Here is a 15,562-nt window from a genome sequence, read left to right as displayed (position 1 = left end):
TATATTTTTTATGCAAACGAAACCGCAAACGTTTGCTTTAAAAAGTTTTTTAGTTACAGCCTTTCAACACTTGTGTTTTAATTTTCTTTCCTCTAAAATTTCTTAGCACTAATTAAAAAGAAGATGATCCGGTAAATCTTATTGGGGTCCATTTTATATTATTGATATAAAAAATTTAATTATTCTAAGAGGTTAAAAATCAATTTACAAATCCAAAATCAATGAAAACACTTAGACAAATCGGTCGGGTAGTACTATTACTACCTCTTTTATGGGCATGTCAAAATTACGAGATGCCTCCAATAATTAATCAAACAGGATCTTATTTGTCGGATCCTTCTAGTGGAACATCTCTTGTATTGAATAGTGATGAACCAGAGTCTCTAATTACATTTACTGTCACTTCTGCGGATTTTGGAATGCAGGGAGATGTTACGTATTATCTTGAAATGGATGAAGCTGGTGCTGGTTTTGCGAATCCAGTTGAACTTGGGTCTTCCAAAACCAATGTGATTGAGATTCAGACAGAGAAACTCAATGACGAATTAATCGCAAAAGGTTTGCCACTAGAAACGGCTTCAAATGTTGATTTCAGAGTAAAATCAACTATTGCTCAGCCACTTTCTCCAATTTACGGAGAAACAGTAACGATAGCTGTTACTCCTTATGATACTTTTGTTGCATTACCCTTAATGTATGTCCCTGGTGATTATCAAGGATGGAACCCAGGCAACCTCAATACGACATTAAAATCGGTGGCTTTTAATAAAACATTTACAGGGTTTATCCATATTCTCGGTGGTAGTGGTGAATTTAAATTTACTGAAGAGCCAGATTGGGTAGATGGTAAAAACTATGGTGATTCAGGAGCAGATGGTACCTTGGATTCTGAAGCAGATGCATCTAATATCAAGGTGACAGAATTTGGAACCTATGAGATTAGTGTTGATCTAGCAACTAAAACCTATACGCTTTCAGATCCTAAACTTTGGGGAATTATCGGTGACGCTACATCTGGCGGCTGGGATAATGAGACTCCCATGAATTACGATAAAGACCTGAATGTTTTAACAATCACTACAGATTTGAATGCTGGAGAAATGAAGTTTAGGGCAAATAAGTCTTGGGACTTTAATTTAGGCCCAAAAGAGGGCGCACTTGTTAAAGATGGTGATAATATCCCTGTTGCTGAAGCAGGTAATTACACAGTTACCTTAAATTTTAATGTACCTGGAGAAGTGTCATATACTTTAACTAAAAATTAAGCGAGCTTTTATAAAAGCTAAAAACTAATTCATTCCGGCTTTGGATTTATTTCCAGAGCCAGACTTTATGAATAAAACCAATGAAAACCACTTTCTCATTTGCACCTCTCTTCTTACTTATATTATGGACTTCTACAGTCAAAGGTCAAGTAAGTACTGAACCTGCTCTTCCAAGTGCTGAAAATTCAGTAAAGATCATTTTTGATGCTTCCAAAGGTACAGGAGGATTAAAAGATTGTGACTGTGACGTTTACATTCACATAGGGGCTGTTACAGAAAGTGAAGAATCCATAACTTGGTCAATAGTGCCATTTGAGTGGGGGTCAACCGATGCGAAAGCTAAAATGACAAAAGTGGAAGGTGAAGCAAACCTTTACACTTTTGAATTGACCCCGAATACATTTTTTGATAACCCCAATAGCTTAACTATTTATAGGCTAGGCTTAGTTTTTAGAAATGCAGATGGCTCAAAAGAAGGAAAAAGTAGTAGTGGAGGGGATATTTTTGTAGACCTAACACAAGGTTTTCAGGTAGTTTTCACTTCACCTAACACTTCATCCATTTCTTTAGAAGTAGGAGAGAGCTTTACTTTTACAGTAGAAACCAAGGAACAAGGATCTGATATTTCATTTATACTGGATGAGGTTCAGGTAAAGAGCGAATCAGGGATTCAAACGCTATCATATACTTTTTCATCCAACCAAGCGGGTAGTTACAATTTAATAGCACTAGCAAAAAACGGTACTAATGAAGATTCTGAAACACTTATGATTGAGGTTTTTTCAGCAACTAACATTTCTCCATTACCAGAAGGAGCCAAATTAGGAATCAATTATCTCTCAGATACGGATGTTATTTTAGCATTAAATGCTCCTGGAAAAAAGCTAGTAAATGTTATAGGTGATTTTAATGATTGGACTATTACACCATCTTATCAAATGAACAGAACTCCTGATGGGGAGATTTTTTGGTTGAAAATCACGGGGCTAACTCCTAAAAAGGAATACATTTTTCAGTATCTCGTGGATGGAGAAATCCGGATAGGAGATCCATATGCAGATAAGACTTCGGACCCTGAATATGATCAGGAAATCATTAACCAAGAAAGATATCCAGGTCTTTTACCCTATCCATCTGGAAAAACACAGTATCAGGCTACTTATCTTCAAACGGCTCAGGAAAACTATGTTTGGAAAAATGCATCCTATGATAAACCTGATTCAGAAGAGTTGGTAATTTATGAATTACTGGTCAGAGATTTTGATGATAGAAGGTCCTATAAAGCAGTAGAAGAAAGACTCGATTATCTTCAGGAATTAGGCGTTAATGCGATAGAATTGATGCCTATTGGAGAGTTTGAAGGGAATATTTCTTGGGGATATAATCCTTCCTTTTTCTTTGCTCCTGACAAATACTATGGCACAAAAAATGATTTAAAGAGTCTCATAGACGCTGCACATGGCAGAGGAATGGTAATCATATTGGATATGGTGTTAAATCATGCCTTTGGACAGAATCCTATGGTTAGACTTTTTAATGATGGAGAGTTTGGTGCTCCTACGCCTGATAACCCTTGGTTTAATAGAAATGCTACTCATCCGTTTAATGTAGGATATGATTTCAATCACGAAAGTAACTATACAAAAGCTTTTGTAGATTCTGTAAATAATTACTGGTTGACAGAATATAAAGTTGATGGATTTAGATTTGATTTAAGCAAGGGATTCACTCAAGTAGTTTCAGGTTCCAATGTGGGGCAGTGGTCTCAATACGATGCTTCTCGAATAAAGATTTGGAAGCATATTTATGATAAAATCAAATCGAATCATCCTGATGCCTATGTTATTTTAGAACATTTGGCAGATAATAGTGAAGAAAAGGAGTTAGCCGATTATGGATTGATGTTTTGGGGAAATATGAATTTTGATTTTCGCGAGATGGCAAAAGGTCAAAATAAGGATTTCAACTGGGCATATTATGGGTCTCGTGGTTGGAACGAACCTAATTTAGTGCCATATCAAGAAAGTCATGATGAAGAGCGAGTGATGTGGGAGACTTTAAATTTTGGTGCCACATCTCCAATAAATCTCAAGCAAATAGAAAATGCAGTTAATAGAAACCAACTTCTGACAGCCTTTTATTTTGGGATACCTAGCCCAAAAATGATTTGGCAATTTGGTGAATTTGGATATGACCAAGAACTGAATAATGATCGCTTAGGTATCAAACCCACCAAATGGCAATATTTGGATAATCCGCAGCGGAAGCGTTTGTTCCAGCTTTATCAAGAAATGATCAAGCTGAAAGCTGAACATGCTGTCTTTAACAAGCCTGAAAAAACCACATTGACATTAAACGGGGCTTTGAAATCAATAATTCTTGAAAGTGAGGATATGGATGTGGTTATGCATGGGAATTTCGGTTTGACAACCACTGGAAATATTGCTCTGAATTTCCCCAAAACTGGTATTTGGTATAATTATTTTACTGGTGAAGAAATCGAAGTAACAAGTACTTCTGTAAACTTCAATATGAGACCCAGCGAGTTTTATCTGTTCACAGACAAGAAATTGGAGACACCTATTGAAGGAATACTTCAAGAAGATTTTATTACAGCTGTTCCAGAAGAAACTGTAAATTTTGAAGCTTTAAAAATTTATCCTGTTCCCACAAAAGGTCAATTGAAAATAAGACTTCCAATTGAAATGTCAGGGACAAATTATAGGATAATTGATATGACAGGAAGGGTTTTAATGGAAGGTATTTCTCAAACTGGGAGAGAAATTTTAGAATTGGATGTAACGGATATTCAGACAGGGATTTATATCTTTGAAGCATTCGATACGAAAAGAGCGCTATTTAAGCGTTTCATTAAGAATTAATCAAATCTAATTTTCCTATGAAATTTAAACCTGGAGTAAAATACGGTGAAGAGCTTAGAGATCTCTATGCTTACGCAAAAGAGAACGAGTTTGCGATGCCAGCAGTAAATGTGATAAATACAAACTCTGTAAACGCTGTGCTGGAAACAGCCAAAAAAGTAAACTCACCTGTCATCATTCAATTTTCTAATGGCGGAGCCCAATTCTTTGCAGGAAAATCTTTGCCTAACGATAAACAACAAGCAAGTATAGTAGGGGGAATTTCAGGTGCGCATCATGTGCATTTGATGGCTGAGGCCTATGGCGTACCAGTTATCTTGCACACAGATCATGCAGCCAAAAAGTTATTACCTTGGATTGATGGACTTTTGGAAGCTGGAAAAGCATATTACGCTACGCACAAAAAACCTTTATACAGTTCACATATGCTTGATCTCTCAGAAGAGCCCCTTGAGGAAAATGTAGAGATCTCTTGTCAATATTTCAAAGAATTTGAAAAATTGGACATGGCTATTGAAATTGAACTTGGAGTAACTGGCGGAGAAGAAGATGGGGTAGATAATACTGATATTGACTCTTCTAAACTTTATACGCAGCCGGAAGAAGTGGCATATGCGTATGAGCATTTGAAAAAAATCGGTGATTTATTTACCGTTGCTGCTGCTTTTGGGAATGTTCATGGTGTGTATAAACCAGGGAACGTTAGTTTGAAGCCTATAATTCTTAAGAATTCTCAGGATTTCATTAATAAGAAGTATGGTACATCTGGAAAACCACTGAATTTCGTGTTTCATGGTGGATCAGGATCAACCGTAGAGGAAATCAGAGAGGCGAATAGCTATGGATCTATCAAAATGAACATTGATACTGATATGCAATGGGCATTCTGGGAAGGTGTATTAAATAATTATAAAAAGAATGAGGCATATCTTCAGACTCAATTGGGAAATCCTGAGGGAGCTGACAGTCCAAACAAGAAGTATTACGATCCAAGAAATTGGCTTCGTAAAGGCGAAGAAAACTTCGTTAAAAGACTTGAGTTGGCTTTTGATATGCTTAATGCTGTAAATAGAAATTAATTCTGACAAAATTTAAAAAGTCACTTTATCTAAAAGTGACTTTTTATTTTTACTCTAAAATTATATGTCAAAACTCAATTTAATCCTCCTATTCCTTGGACTAGCATATATGTCATCTTGTGATCAAAAGCCAACTAATTCTGAAAAAAATTATTGGCCAAAAGCTGGTGTTACCTATGAGATTTTTGTCCAATCATTTTATGATTCAGATGGAGATGGGATAGGCGATTTAAATGGAGTTACCGAAAAGCTGGATTATGTTTCTGAGCTGGGTGCCAATGCAATTTGGTTTATGCCTATTATGCCTTCTCCCAGCTACCATAAATATGATGTGACAGATTATAAGGCTATCCATCCTGATTATGGAACTATGGATGATTTTAAAAGGCTTTTGGATGAGGCACATCAAAGAGATATTAAAATTATCATTGATTTGATTATAAATCATAGCAGTAGTGAGCACCCTTGGTTTAAGGAATCAAAAAAGGGGAGAGATAATCCTTATCGGGATTATTATGTTTGGGCTCAAAAAGACACTATTGCGGATTTTATAGAGAAAAAAGTCATAACGCTTGATTCTGATAATATTACCCAATGGCATGATCCTGGATTTGGTGAAGACTATTACTATGGATTTTTCATTGGTGGTATGCCTGATTTGAATTTTGATAATCCAAAACTAAGACAAGAAATCTATGATATTGGAAGGTTTTGGTTAGAAGAGGTAGGAGTAGATGGATTTAGGCTTGATGCAGCAAAGCATATCTATCCTGACGACAGGGCGGCTGATAATCATGAATTTTGGAAAGATTTTAGAGCTGAGATGACTAAAATTAAGCCTGATGTCTATTTGGTGGGAGAAGTTTATGACAAAAAAGAAGTGGTTGCTCCATTTCTACCAGGTTTACCAGCCTTGTTTAATTTTGACTTTCATTATACATTGATTGAATCCCTTAATAAGCAAGATGGTATGTTGCTTGTGAATAAAGAAAAGGGAGTTTTGGATTATTATAATAGCATCACTCCTGATTTTATTGATGCCACTATTTCGTCGAATCATGACCAACCCCGACTTTTGAATGAATTGAATGCGGATTCGGAGAAATACAAACAGGCCATTGCAATATTAATGAGCATGCCGGGAGCTCCTTATATTTATTATGGAGAGGAAATAGGAATGCTGGGCTTAAAGCCAGATGAACAAATCAGAGAGCCATTTCTCTGGGATGTCCAATCAAAAGATAAGGGAAGAGCCACCTGGATCAAACCTGTATATTCTACAGATAAAACCGTGACTCCTTTAGCGCTGCAAAAAGAAGATCCGTCAAGTTATTTCAATCATTATAAGGATATTATTCACTTAAGAAATTCCAGTCCTGCTTTAGCTATTGGGGCTTTGGAGTTACCTAATGAAACTTTTCCCAAGCCCATCATGGCTTATCAAAGAAATTCAGAAAATCAGGAATTATTTATTCTTCATAATATTGGTGATTCAGCTATTGAAATTGATCTTCCAAAAGGTTTTGAAAATTCTTATTACCAATTAGGCGATGTGGTGCTCTCCGGGGGAAAAGTGAGTTTAGGGAAAAATTCATCTATTTTCTTAGAAAAATAAGAAGGAGCTCCTAAGAGCTCCTTCTTTAATTAGGTTGACAAGATTTTGGCAATCCTGAAGTCTTCTTCATCTACTGATTTATCATCAATAATGGCTTTTTTGATAGGGGTGTAGACTACTTTATTATTAATTAATCCTGCCATCACATCGTATTTACCCTGAAGGAGGCCTTCTACTGCTGCTACTCCAAGTTTAGACGCGAGTAACCTGTCAAATGATGATGGCGCTCCACCACGCTGTAAATGTCCTAATATGGTAACTTTGATATCATAAGAGGGAAGGAATTTTTTTACCTTTTCAGCAATTTCTCCTGCACCACCACTTTTTCCACCTTCTGCCACAATCACAATATTGGAGGATTTTTTGGCCTTAGATCTAATTTTTAGTTTATCTACCAAATGATCAATAGGCATCTTCTTTTCCGGAATTAAAATAGCCGCCGCAGCACTCCCAATTCCAGCATTAATAGCAATAAATCCTGCGTCTCTTCCCATAACTTCTACGAAGAATAATCTGTCATGGGAAGTAGCCGTATCTCTGATCTTATCAATTGCTTCGATGGCTGTATTACATGCAGTATCAAATCCAATGGTAGAATCTGTTCCTGATAAATCATTATCAATTGTCCCTGGCAATCCAATCGACGGAATTCCATATTCCTGAAAAAATAAATGTGCACCAGTTAATGAACCGTCTCCTCCGATTACTACCAAGGCATCTATCCCATGAGCTTTAATATTCTCATAGGCTTTACTTCGACCTTCAGGAGTTCTAAATTCTGCACTTCTGGCAGATTTTAAGAAAGTACCTCCTCTTTCCAAAACATGAGTAATATATCTTGAATCGAGCTTTTTAATATCGTTTTGGATTAGTCCCTCATAACCGCGATAAATACCATACATTTCCAAATTATAATAAAATCCAGCTCTTACAGCGGCTCTGATAGCAGCGTTCATTCCAGGTGAATCTCCACCTGAAGTCAAAACACCAATTTTTTTTATAGTCTTAGGTTCCATTTAAGGTTTATATTATAGGCTTTTAAACATTAATTCTGCAGAAGCAGGATTGGTAGCCAATGGAATATTATGAACATCACATATTCTCATTAACATTTGAACGTCTGGCTCATGTGGATGTTTATCCAAGGGGTCTCTAAAGAAAATAACCATATCAAGTTCTTTTTGGGCAGCCAAAGATGCAATTTGAGCATCACCACCTAAAGGGCCTGATAATAATTTTTCTACTTCAAAACCAGATTTTTCAATGTGTGATCCAGTAGTGCCGGTTGCAACAAGATTAACATCTGCTTTTTCGAGTTTTTCCCGGAACCTGCTTAAAAAATGAACCATGTCGGCTTTCTTTCCATCATGGGCAATGAGAGCAATTTTCATGTATAGGATATAATAGGTTTAGAGCCAAAGTTAGAAAAAAATCCTTTTTTATAGCTTTGGATAAATTAATTAAACGTGAATTTATAAAATAGGACTGTCTAGCCTTGAAATTCTTTTTTTTGTGGCCTAGGAACGATTTTTTCAAGATGAAATAAAAAGGTGTATTCCATCGCCAATTCTTTAAGAGCATTAAATCTTCCCGAAGCACCTCCATGTCCTGCTTCCATATTCGTGTGTAGAAGTAAAAGATTTTGATCTGTCTTTAATTCTCTAAGTTTAGCTACCCACTTTGTGGGCTCCCAATACTGTACTTGACTATCGTGCAAACCGGATGTTACCAATAAATTTGGATATGCTTTTGCCTCAATATTATCATATGGTGAATAAGAAAGCATGTATTCGTAATACTCTTTCTCCTTTGGGTTACCCCATTCCTGAAATTCTCCAGTTGTCAATGGAATACTTTCATCTAGCATAGTAGAAACTACGTCCACAAATGGCACACTTGAAATTATTCCGTTAAATAGGTCTGGTCTCATATTCATAACTGCTCCCATTAATAAGCCACCAGCACTTCCTCCCATTGCATATAAATGCGGGGTGGAGGAATATTTTTCCTTTATAAGGTGTTCAGCACAGGAGATAAAATCCAAAAATGTATTTTTCTTTTTAAGCATTTTACCATCCTCGTACCAATGTCTACCTAAATCTTCTCCTCCTCGAATATGGGCAATAGCAAATACAAATCCTCGATCTAACAGGCTTAATCTACTTGATGAGAAAAAGGCTTCCATACTAAACCCATAAGAGCCATAAGCATATAATAAAAGCGGATTTTTACCGTCTGGATTAAATAATTCTTTCTTGTACACCAAAGAAATAGGAACCATTACCCCATCTGCAGCTTTGGCCCATATTCTAGCTGATTGGTAAAGGTTTTGATTATAACCACCTACTACCTCTTGCTGCTTTAATAGGGTTTTTGTCTTTAAAGCCATATGGTAATCGAAAATACTGGAAGGTGAAACAAGGGAGTTATACCCAAACCTTAAAATTTCAGTATTGAATTCGGGATTAGTACTTATCCATGCGGTATAAGTCTCATCATCAAATTCTAATTTATGCCCTTCAGAGCCATCCCAAGGTTTAATTAATATTTGAACTAAGCCATTACTTCTTTCTTGTGTGACCAAGTAATCCGCGAATAAATCAAAATCTTCAAGTAAAACATTTTCTCTATGTGGGATGACATCTTCCCAGTTCTCTTTAGAGGGAGAAGAGATTGGTGCCTTAACAACTTTGAAATTTTGGGCATTTTCATTTGTACGAATCCAAAAATATTCTCCGTAATGATCAGCGGCATATTCTAAATAAGGGATTCTTTTTTGAAGAAGTTGGAATTCATCGTTAGGTCTATCCGATTGTATAAATCTAATTTCTGATGAAATAGTGCTCTCGGAATGGATGAATAAATATTCTTCTGATTTAGTGCTGACCACATGACAAGAAAACTCTTCATCAAATTCTTCAAAAATTAACTCATCATTTTCGATAGATGTCCCTAATACATGTTTGTAAATCCTGTTTGATCTTAGTGTTTCGGGGTCTTGTTTGGAGTAAAAAACCGTTTTATTATCTAAAGCCCAAGTTAAGTTTCCCGTTACATTAGGGATAGACTCAGATAAAATTTCTCCAGACTTTAAATCTTTAAAGTAAATGGTATAAATTCTTCTCCCTACTTCGTCAGCCGCAAAAGCTAAAATATTCTGATTTGGGGAACTGGAGGTTCCTCCAACTTGAAAATAACTTTTGCCTTCTGCTAAAAAATTGACATTTAAAATAATTTCCTCTGGATTGTCAAGTGAATCCTTTTTACGGCAATAAATAGGGTATTCGGAGCCCTTTTCATAGCGTGCATACCAGTAATAACCTGATTTATAATAAGGAACGCTTTGATCGTCTTCCTTGATTCTTCCTTTAATTTCCTCAAAAAGAGCAGCTTGAAATTCCTCCGTATATTTTAATTGTTCTTTGAGGTAAGCGTTTTCTTGATTTAAATAATCAATTACTTCAGGATTTTCTCTTTCACGCATCCAATAATAATTATCAATGCGCCGATGCCCATGTATTTCTAGAACTTTTGGCTTCTTTACCGCTATAGGTGGTTTCATATTTCGTGATTCAATGCTGCAATGTTAATCAAAAATTATTCTTGAAGGTTCCCCAATTTTTGTAAGAAGGAGGGTACAAAAGCGAAAAAAATGAGAAAGAATATAGGATGTTTTTTTAAACTCTTGTTTGTGAAAGAAATTAGTGAAATATTCAAGTCTATTATCAACCATTAACCTCTTTTATATATGGGAATGCTAAAAGAATTTAAAGAATTTGCCGTGAAGGGCAATGTCGTCGACCTTGCAGTCGCAGTGATTATTGGTGGGGCATTTGGAAAGATTGTTTCTTCCTTTGTCAATGACATTGTCATGCCACCAATCGGAATGTTGTTAGGGGGTGTGGATTTTAAAGAATTGGCAGTTGTCTTAAAAGAAGCTGTTGTAGATGATGCTGGTGAAGTTGTTACGACAGCTGTAACATTGAATTATGGTTCATTTATTCAAAATGTTGTAGATTTTGTCATCATTGCATTTGTGATTTTTCTTGCTGTAAGAACTATAAACAACATGAAAAAGAAAGAAGAGGCAGCACCGGCTCCACCACCAGCTCCACCAAAATCTGAAGTTCTTTTAGAAGAAATTAGAGATCTCTTGAAAAAAGAAAAATAAAAAAAGCGGCTTTTGAAGTGCCCCTAAAAAGTTAGACACTTATTGGGGGCATTTTTTATTGACGATCTTTTCTTTGCCTTTGATAGATATATCTGGCAAAATCACGGGATAAACCATTCAGAAGAAATATCTGATTATAGGAGATGACTTTTGAAACTTTATCAACAAATAATTTTTCTTCATTTAAAAGCTTTTGCTGAATTTCAAATTTTTTAGTGATTCTTACTTTTGCTTCTTCTTCAGACAATTGTATATCTCTTCTATTGTTTAATTCGGCCATTTCACGAATCATAGCCTCTCTTTTATCATTAAACTCGTTGTAAATAGGCCAAAATTTCTCTGCTTGGTTAGCATTAAGATCTAGCCTGGTAGTAATGTAGGCTACTTTTGCCGCCTTTAACTTTTCGGGATCATATCTTTCCCCACCTCTTTGTGCGTAAGTTGCTCCAAGAAATAGGGTAAGAAGTATAGATAGGATGTATTTTTTCATTTTCTAAAACCAGATTTCTTCTTGTTCAACCGAGACATCTTCTATAAAGGGGTTTTCATCCTGAATAATTTCATTTAATATTTCTTCAGGGTTATCTGACATGCTTAGCACATCTTCAGCAGTCCAATATTGGCTGTCTATATACAGATTAATTTGCTGATCCATCAGTAGCTCTTCTGAGGTTGAATTGAAATTATTCAATTGCCAAATTCCAATCCCTAGAAATACGATGATAGAAGCTGCCCATTTAATCCATGGATAATCTTCCTTTTTATTTATCTTATAAACGATCTGTTCGGGTAATTTTTCGAAGTAACCCTCTGGTGATTTTAGGTCGTTTATTTTCGGTATTTTATTCATTCTATAGGTTAGACTGATTTTTTTAACAATGGTTTATTCTTCCAAAATGCTAATCTGAATTTTTTTTACTGCATGGTGAAAGCTAGCTTTCAATGCACCTATACTAGTGCCTGTGATTTCTGATATTTGCTCATAACTTAAATCTTCTTGATTTTTTAACTGAAACACTAATCTCTGTTTTTCAGGAAGCAACAGCATTGCTTTTTGTAATTTTTGTTGAATTTGATCACCATCAAAATGTTCTGGTTGACTCAAAAAGGATTCTAGCCTCTCTTGATAATCATCTATCGAAAAGAAAAACCGTTTCTTTTTCTTTTCCAAAAATGTGAGAGTTTCATTAGTGGCTATTCGATAAAGCCAGGTAAACAGACTTGATTGTTCTTGAAATTTATCAATATGGTGATATGCTTTTATAAATGTATTTTGGGTTAGATCATCCGCATCTTCATGAATCAATACCATTCTTCTAATGACATGATATACTTTTTTTTGATAAGTTTGAATTAATTGTCGGAAACCCATTTCACGGCTTAGGGGATTTTTAATTAATAATAAAATTTCCTGATCCCTATTATTCATCATTAAGATTTAGACTAAAAAAATACATCGTGGTTTAGTTTATTGAAAAAAAAATTTAAACAAAAAAACCTTCAGTCCGGATTTTATTTCAGAAACTGAAGGTTTTAAATCGTATGTTAGAATTTATATTTCTAATATGTAATCGAGAATACCCGCATTTTTCCCTTTCGGCCTTGTTACAAGGAGCGGTAAGCTTTCATTATATTGAATTAACCTTTCAGCCATACTGCCAATGAATAGTGCAGTCGCTGCTGTCCTTCCTTTTGCTCCAATTATTATGCCGTCAGCTCCAATTTCCACCGCTTTTGATACGATCTCTTCTACTGGATCGTCATCATCATCTTTTGTATAGATCGGTGTGATTTTTATTCCTTTGGTGTCAATTTTCCTAATGAATTTTTTGTAATTGATTTCTGCATGAAGCTGCATTATCTGTGTAAATTCTTCATAGGTTTTTCCTGTAAAATGATAGCCAGATGGTACAGAAAATACATTTTGACAAATAACTTCTAAATTATTTTTCCCATGTTTTTCAGCTATCATGATAGCTTCTTCTAACGCATCTTTAGAATATTCAGAAAAATCACTGGGTACAAGAAGTTTTGTCAATTTAGGTTTACTGCCTTCGGGAACTATCAATAAAGAACAACTTGCTCTTCTCGCCAATCTCAAAGAAGCTACGCCCGTTCCGGAAAGCTTTACCTTTCTACCTATCAGAATCATATCTGCTGATTTTTCTTCAGAAAGCTTTAAAATTTTCTTTGACAAAGATCCCTCTTTGACAACAAAGCTGAAAGAAATGCCTTTTGTATGTTTAAAGTGTTCCTTTACAATAGACTCCATGGACTCCTTTCTTTCATTGATCATATTTTCAACGAGATTTGGGAATTCCTCTAAAACTTCTTTTGGGATAGTTAAATTTTTAATTACGTTGACAAAATATATTTTTTTAGTCTGATTGACTTTTGCTATAAATTCTGCGTATTGAACCAAGGTTTGATCCAACGGGCTTTGATCAAGACAAACTATCAGCTTTTTTATCAGGTACATAGTGCTTCCAGGGATTTGAGACTGCAAATTTAATTGGATTCAAAAGAATATTTAGAGAATTAATAAAATAATATTTTGAATATTTTAATTTTTCTTACTTTAATAGGTTTTCAGTTGTTCTGCGCAATCAATGATTTTATAGATTTTCTATTATTTAAAATTGAAATAATATTAAGAAAAATAAATACCATTCGTCAATTGTTCATGAATAAAGTCAGATTCGTTTCAACCTCCCTGCAATTTAACCGTATATTTGCACAGGTCCGGGTCGCCGACATGTTCAAACTTCACAAATTACAAATTTACCGAGTGAAGCCCTTCCCAAAAACAGGCCTCACCCCAATACTAATTGGGGCCTCGTTTCGCAAGATTCAGGATAACAGTGGACGTTTGCGGTTAACAGGCAGCTCAAATCTTGTCAAGTAGGAGGTTTGCAACACTCTAAGATCCGGACTTTTTTATTTTATTTTTTACCCATTCCCATTCTTCATTTCCTACACCTATTATTCTTGAAAAGAAAAAATATAATCCAGTAACTAATAAGCTTGTTACGATAATATTGGGAATAGGGGATAAGGAAAAGAAAGTAAAATATCCAGGACCAAAAGCGATAAAACCAACTAAAATTATTCTTAATGTTTCTTTTGAAAAAGGATCAAAACCTAATTTGATTTTAAGAAATAGATACTTCACCAAATTGAATAAAAACATCACTGCAACTGAGGCTAGTGCGGCTCCTTCAATTCCATAAATTGGAATAAGAAGGTAATTCAACCCAATAATTAATATGCTCATGCTGATCGTGGCAATTAGATTGAAGCGGTAATGCTTCGAGAATACCAAAATTTCACTGTTTACAGAGAATACAACATCAAAGAGTTTACCTATTCCTATTAATACTACCACATACTTCCCAGTCGAGTAGATTTCCTGGTTTGGAATAAAGAAATACAAAGCATCTAAGTTGACCCAGATTCCTATAAAAAGAAGTAAGCAGATGTAGAGTTGACGATTTGAAATTTGCTTATATAACTTATTTATTTCTTCAAGATTTCCTTTAGCAAAATGGTCTGCTATCACCGGCATCACTACTTGGGAGATTGCCCGTCGGGGAAGTTCAATTACAAGCGCCATGCTAAATGCTATCGTATAAATCGCATTTGCCTCTAGACTGATCATAGAACTTACCATGATACTGTCAATCTTCATAATTAAGGTTGAAGCTGCAGTAGCTAAGAAGGTAATTAGGCTGAATTCGATAAAGGATTTACGGAAACCTTTTGGAAATGTATTCCAATGGAAATCCAATATCAATACTCCCAACCAAAGCAAATAGCCTAATACGCCTAGCAAAGCCAAACCATATACTATCACTAAGCCCTGCATTACTTGCGTAAAAGAGATCCATTTTAAAAGATATGATCCAACAAGAATACCTGTGAGTAAACGTAGAAAAACCTCCCGAACGAGAGTAGGTACTGCTATTTTTAAATAGGAACGACTATATGCATCCAGAATACTACTTAGTAACGCGAATAGGGTGATCAATAATACGATTCCAAAAAAGTCAATTACTTCTGGAGAATTAACTGCAAATACAATAATAATTTGAGTTTTGAATCCCAAGAAAATCGCGCTTACTGCGGCAAAACCAGTAAGAGAAAGTACTATTCCATAGCTTAGAAAAGCTGATTGATTGGATTTAAGTTGTGGGAAATAACGAGTAATTCCATGTCCAACACCCAACTGGGCGAATGGGACAAAAAGTAATCCTAAATCCTGTATCGTTCGAAAAGTTCCTAATTGGGATGCATCTAATGCATAGGGATAAAGCCAAAGCACATTAACATATCCTATGACAACACCTAAGTAAGAAAAAATGGTGGTTTGAATACTCTGACTGGCTACTTTGCCCATGAATTTAAAAGTATCAAAAAATCTGATAAATAAGGCTAATAAACCCTAAGATTAGTTTTTAGAGCACTTATCACAACCAGGCTCTGTCTTGGTTTTTACAAAGAATTTTTTACCTAAAAAAGCTAAGGCTGCTAATACCATAAGTCCTACTAAA

At 35.3% G+C, this 15,562-nt stretch carries 13 protein-coding genes; 5 read left to right on the top strand and 8 right to left on the bottom strand.

From position 1 onward, the window contains the following. The first annotated feature begins 221 nt into the window (after nucleotides 1-221). From AAGF08_RS10540 to AAGF08_RS10525, 4 genes are all read left to right on the top strand, one after another. Entirely contained in the window at nucleotides 222-1,265 is a 1,044-nt protein-coding gene (locus AAGF08_RS10540; protein WP_343511124.1) for a SusE domain-containing protein, read from the top strand. A gap of 80 nt (nucleotides 1,266-1,345) precedes the next feature. Then, nucleotides 1,346-4,147, top strand: a complete 2,802-nt coding sequence (locus AAGF08_RS10535) for an alpha-amylase family glycosyl hydrolase (RefSeq protein WP_343511123.1) — start codon at nucleotides 1,346-1,348, stop codon at nucleotides 4,145-4,147. 17 nt (nucleotides 4,148-4,164) lie between these two features. Next, nucleotides 4,165-5,226, top strand: coding sequence for a class II fructose-bisphosphate aldolase (gene fbaA / locus AAGF08_RS10530; RefSeq protein WP_343511122.1), 1,062 nt, complete (start codon nucleotides 4,165-4,167; stop codon nucleotides 5,224-5,226). A 109-nt stretch (nucleotides 5,227-5,335) separates the two neighbouring features. Then, the gene (locus tag AAGF08_RS10525) at nucleotides 5,336-6,841 is read left to right on the top strand and encodes an alpha-amylase family glycosyl hydrolase (RefSeq protein WP_343511211.1); all 1,506 of its coding nucleotides are present in this window, start codon (nucleotides 5,336-5,338) and stop codon (nucleotides 6,839-6,841) included. Nucleotides 6,842-6,870: 29 nt separating this feature from the next. Here AAGF08_RS10525 and pfkA read toward each other — a convergent pair whose 3' ends face one another. The 3 genes from pfkA to AAGF08_RS10510 form a co-directional block, all read right to left on the bottom strand. Then, nucleotides 6,871-7,857, bottom strand: a complete 987-nt coding sequence (gene pfkA / locus AAGF08_RS10520; RefSeq protein ID WP_343511121.1) for a 6-phosphofructokinase — start codon at nucleotides 7,855-7,857, stop codon at nucleotides 6,871-6,873. 12 nt (nucleotides 7,858-7,869) lie between these two features. Then, a complete protein-coding gene (locus AAGF08_RS10515) occupies nucleotides 7,870-8,232 on the bottom strand; it encodes a methylglyoxal synthase (RefSeq protein WP_343511120.1) in 363 nt (120 codons plus the stop codon). 98 nt (nucleotides 8,233-8,330) lie between these two features. After that, the gene (locus AAGF08_RS10510) at nucleotides 8,331-10,403 is read right to left on the bottom strand and encodes a S9 family peptidase (protein ID WP_343511119.1); all 2,073 of its coding nucleotides are present in this window, start codon (nucleotides 10,401-10,403) and stop codon (nucleotides 8,331-8,333) included. Nucleotides 10,404-10,589: 186 nt separating this feature from the next. Between AAGF08_RS10510 and mscL the strand changes: the two genes are divergently transcribed. Next, a complete protein-coding gene (gene mscL / locus AAGF08_RS10505) occupies nucleotides 10,590-11,012 on the top strand; it encodes a large-conductance mechanosensitive channel protein MscL (RefSeq protein WP_343511118.1) in 423 nt (140 codons plus the stop codon). A 55-nt stretch (nucleotides 11,013-11,067) separates the two neighbouring features. Here the strand turns inward: mscL and AAGF08_RS10500 are convergent, their stop codons facing one another. From AAGF08_RS10500 to AAGF08_RS10480, 5 genes are all read right to left on the bottom strand, one after another. Then, entirely contained in the window at nucleotides 11,068-11,502 is a 435-nt protein-coding gene (locus AAGF08_RS10500; protein ID WP_343511117.1) for a hypothetical protein, read from the bottom strand. Nucleotides 11,503-11,505: 3 nt separating this feature from the next. After that, entirely contained in the window at nucleotides 11,506-11,862 is a 357-nt protein-coding gene (locus AAGF08_RS10495; RefSeq protein WP_343511116.1) for a hypothetical protein, read from the bottom strand. A gap of 33 nt (nucleotides 11,863-11,895) precedes the next feature. Further along, nucleotides 11,896-12,444: a sigma-70 family RNA polymerase sigma factor gene (locus AAGF08_RS10490; protein ID WP_343511115.1), complete on the bottom strand. Its 549-nt coding sequence runs from the start codon at nucleotides 12,442-12,444 to the stop codon at nucleotides 11,896-11,898. A gap of 120 nt (nucleotides 12,445-12,564) precedes the next feature. After that, entirely contained in the window at nucleotides 12,565-13,491 is a 927-nt protein-coding gene (locus AAGF08_RS10485) for a universal stress protein (protein ID WP_343511114.1), read from the bottom strand. Nucleotides 13,492-13,932: 441 nt separating this feature from the next. Next, nucleotides 13,933-15,408 carry a polysaccharide biosynthesis C-terminal domain-containing protein gene (locus tag AAGF08_RS10480; protein ID WP_343511113.1) on the bottom strand — a complete coding sequence of 492 codons (1,476 nt, stop codon included), beginning with the start codon at nucleotides 15,406-15,408 and terminating at the stop codon, nucleotides 13,933-13,935. Nucleotides 15,409-15,562 lie beyond the last annotated feature (154 nt).

It is taken from the genome of Algoriphagus sp. SE2, from assembly GCF_039563885.1.
In the GTDB taxonomy this organism is placed as follows: Bacteria; Bacteroidota; Bacteroidia; order Cytophagales; family Cyclobacteriaceae; genus Algoriphagus.
This window is presented reverse-complemented; position numbering and strand designations above follow the sequence as displayed.

Coding starts and splice junctions, on each gene's coding strand:
- AAGF08_RS10540 (WP_343511124.1), top strand. CDS start 222: ATGAAAACACTTAGACAAATCGGTCGGGTAGTACTATTACTACCTCTT.
- AAGF08_RS10535 (WP_343511123.1), top strand. CDS start 1,346: ATGAAAACCACTTTCTCATTTGCACCTCTCTTCTTACTTATATTATGG.
- fbaA (WP_343511122.1), top strand. CDS start 4,165: ATGAAATTTAAACCTGGAGTAAAATACGGTGAAGAGCTTAGAGATCTC.
- AAGF08_RS10525 (WP_343511211.1), top strand. CDS start 5,336: ATGTCATCTTGTGATCAAAAGCCAACTAATTCTGAAAAAAATTATTGG.
- pfkA (WP_343511121.1), bottom strand. CDS start 7,857: ATGGAACCTAAGACTATAAAAAAAATTGGTGTTTTGACTTCAGGTGGA.
- AAGF08_RS10515 (WP_343511120.1), bottom strand. CDS start 8,232: ATGAAAATTGCTCTCATTGCCCATGATGGAAAGAAAGCCGACATGGTT.
- AAGF08_RS10510 (WP_343511119.1), bottom strand. CDS start 10,403: ATGAAACCACCTATAGCGGTAAAGAAGCCAAAAGTTCTAGAAATACAT.
- mscL (WP_343511118.1), top strand. CDS start 10,590: ATGGGAATGCTAAAAGAATTTAAAGAATTTGCCGTGAAGGGCAATGTC.
- AAGF08_RS10500 (WP_343511117.1), bottom strand. CDS start 11,502: ATGAAAAAATACATCCTATCTATACTTCTTACCCTATTTCTTGGAGCA.
- AAGF08_RS10495 (WP_343511116.1), bottom strand. CDS start 11,862: ATGAATAAAATACCGAAAATAAACGACCTAAAATCACCAGAGGGTTAC.
- AAGF08_RS10490 (WP_343511115.1), bottom strand. CDS start 12,444: ATGATGAATAATAGGGATCAGGAAATTTTATTATTAATTAAAAATCCC.
- AAGF08_RS10485 (WP_343511114.1), bottom strand. CDS start 13,491: ATGTACCTGATAAAAAAGCTGATAGTTTGTCTTGATCAAAGCCCGTTG.
- AAGF08_RS10480 (WP_343511113.1), bottom strand. CDS start 15,408: ATGGGCAAAGTAGCCAGTCAGAGTATTCAAACCACCATTTTTTCTTAC.